Source organism: Leptospira alstonii serovar Sichuan str. 79601 (assembly GCF_000347175.1).
Classification (GTDB): domain Bacteria; phylum Spirochaetota; class Leptospiria; order Leptospirales; family Leptospiraceae; genus Leptospira; species Leptospira alstonii.
Map to the genome: position 1 here is coordinate 1 of NZ_ANIK01000076.1, position 2,407 is coordinate 2,407.

A 2,407-nucleotide genomic window follows, 5' to 3' on the forward strand; every position below is an offset into this window, starting at 1 on the left:
GTCGTCTAACGCTGATTTTATCGCTCAATATTCTATGAACCGAGGTATGTCGGAGGATTCGGACTCCAAGTCGAAGGCTGCTCAGGAAAAAAATAATTCTGAACAAGGAGCCCAAGTTTTGGAAGCGGCGGGATATGCTGCAACAAGAAGAGAGGAAGGAGATATTCTCGACCACTTAATGAGCAAGGCGGAAGGCGCGTTAGGCGATGCTTGGGATGGTGTGAAAGGTATGGCATCGGCGGCTTGGGACGGCGTAAAAGGAGCTGCGTCTGCGGCTTGGGATGGAGCGAAGAGTGCGTTTGGTGGAAGTGAAGAAAACTTAAGCTTTTGTTTTGTAGCGGGAACTCTTGTTCTTACGAGCAAAGGGTTGAAACCGATTGAAACGGTTCAGACCGGAGATGAAGTCTTAGCTTTTAATCCAGAAACCAAAGATCAGAGTTTGAAACGTGTGGTACGCTTGTTTAGAAACGAGAATTCGGAACTTCTTAGAATCAATTTTGGAGAATATGTTGAAGTAGTAACGACTTCGAATCACAGATTTTTTACCAAGAATCGTGGCTTTGTGTTGGCGGGCGAGCTGACTCTGAAGGATGTTTTGTTCGACAAATCGGGAGAGACGGTCGGTATCAATTCGATTGTGAAAGAGATTCACAAAGAGAAAGTCGCTGTGTTTAACTTTGAAGTCGAAGACTATCATACCTACTACGCGACTGAATCGTGCATCTTGGTTCACAATGATAGCGTGAAGTTGATGAATGAGAAGATAGCGGCTAACGGCGAATTAAACGGCAATCCTAAGAATGGTGAAGAATTTACCATTAACGGAATAAAGGCTAAGATATCGTATAACGCGAATGGTGACGCAATCATGAATTTGGCAAATGGCTATACTCTGAATACCCAAACAGGCGGAATTTTTAAACAATTTGAAGCTAAAGGTTTAAATTCCGAGGTTATACATTCGTTAAACGATCCGAATGCGCCAAATGCAAAAATTAGTTCTGTAGATTGGAAAGATGGATCTAGAATGCATACTCCAAATGAAGGTAAACAAAATGGTCAGGCCGATCTTATGGCCAAGAATTTAACTCCTTATTCTGTCTTTGATACCCCTGATGGAAAATTTAAAATAAAATCTTGGGGTCGTGATGATACAGCTGGAAATAAAGCGGTTTTGCAATTTAAAGACAAAAATGGAGTTGAAAGAGAAACACAAGTAGGTCACATGGCAAATCAAATTCCGAAGTATGTTAAAGATCACTTTAAAATGAATCCTGATACACCTCTCGTTTTAAAAACAGGAACCATATTTGGATACGCCGGTACTACTGGAAATCATTACGTTGGACAGTTAGGTAAGAACAAATCAAAAACAGGGTATGATTATGATAACTTTCAAAAATACGTGAAAAATCCAAACCCTCATGCTCACGTAGTATTTAGGGACGCTCCGGATCAAAAAGCTCGACCTGGTTATGATGTACCTTCGTATGCAGAACACTTAGGATGGAATCCAAAATGAAACTTTTTTTGAAACTGATACTATTAAACTTTTTAGCACTCGGATTTTTTGCAATAAGTTGCAAAAAAGATATTAATTCAAATGCGGAAGAGAATGACGCGTTATTTGAAAAACTGAATAATTACTATATATCAGTAGGATATAACCCAATTAAAAAAACGGATATAGATGAAATAACAAGACTAACTATTGATGGCGAAAGTAAAAGAGATTATAAAATGATTAAGTTTTTATCGGTCTTTTACAAGCTTTCGTCTTTAAGTTTGCAAAATTTAAAATTTTCTCATGTGCCTTCTACTGAACTGGGTAACTTAGAAAGGATTTCTTTAGGCGAATTGGTGATTGAAAACTGCGATATTACTGATGAGCAACTTAGTTTGTTTATCAATAAAGCTAACAAGATTTTCCGCGTAGCCATTTTCAATGCTCCTAATATTACAGACAAATCTTTAGATCTTCTTCTTAGTTTAAAAGAAATCGATGAGATATATGTAGTTAATACAGGAATCTCTCAAGAAGGTATGAGTAAACTCAGTTCTAAATTTGGAGAAAAGCTAAGAGAACCAGGCCATGTTTTAGGAGAGTAATGGCCAATTTCATCAAGCGCACTTTTCAGTTTGAAAGTTAAACCTAAAGAAACACAAATAAAGCTCCCTTCTTTCCAATGATTGAAAGGGAGCAAGTAAGGGATGAGAAGAAAAATCAGAACCCAATTAAAGAGTACAAAAAAAGCTGGGGGAAGAGAGGGAATGGAAGCAAAGAAAAGTAAGAAAGGCTTTGTGTTAGGGGAAGCTGTAAGAGACAAGAGTAGCGGCCAAAAGATGTATGTGTATTAGTGGATAGGTTTTAGGAATCAGTGGATAGTGGTTTTTCAGAATATTCAGA

The 2,407-nt window shown here is 38.1% G+C and carries 1 protein-coding gene and 1 pseudogene; both read left to right on the forward strand.

Annotated elements, in window-relative coordinates:
* Positions 1 to 67: 67 nt before the first annotated feature.
* Positions 68 to 1,522, forward strand: a pseudogene (locus tag LEP1GSC194_RS22025) (polymorphic toxin-type HINT domain-containing protein); the annotation flags it as partial.
* The gene (locus LEP1GSC194_RS15150) at positions 1,519 to 2,109 is read left to right on the forward strand and encodes a hypothetical protein (RefSeq protein ID WP_020774413.1); all 591 of its coding nucleotides are present in this window, start codon (positions 1,519 to 1,521) and stop codon (positions 2,107 to 2,109) included. The pseudogene LEP1GSC194_RS22025 and the gene LEP1GSC194_RS15150, both read left to right, overlap by 4 nt.
* The last annotated feature ends 298 nt before the right edge of the window (positions 2,110 to 2,407 follow it).

Bases quoted from the DNA above. Each gene is read 5' to 3' on its own strand.
- LEP1GSC194_RS15150 (WP_020774413.1), top strand. From the start codon at position 1,519: ATGAAACTTTTTTTGAAACTGATACTATTAAACTTTTTAGCACTCGGA.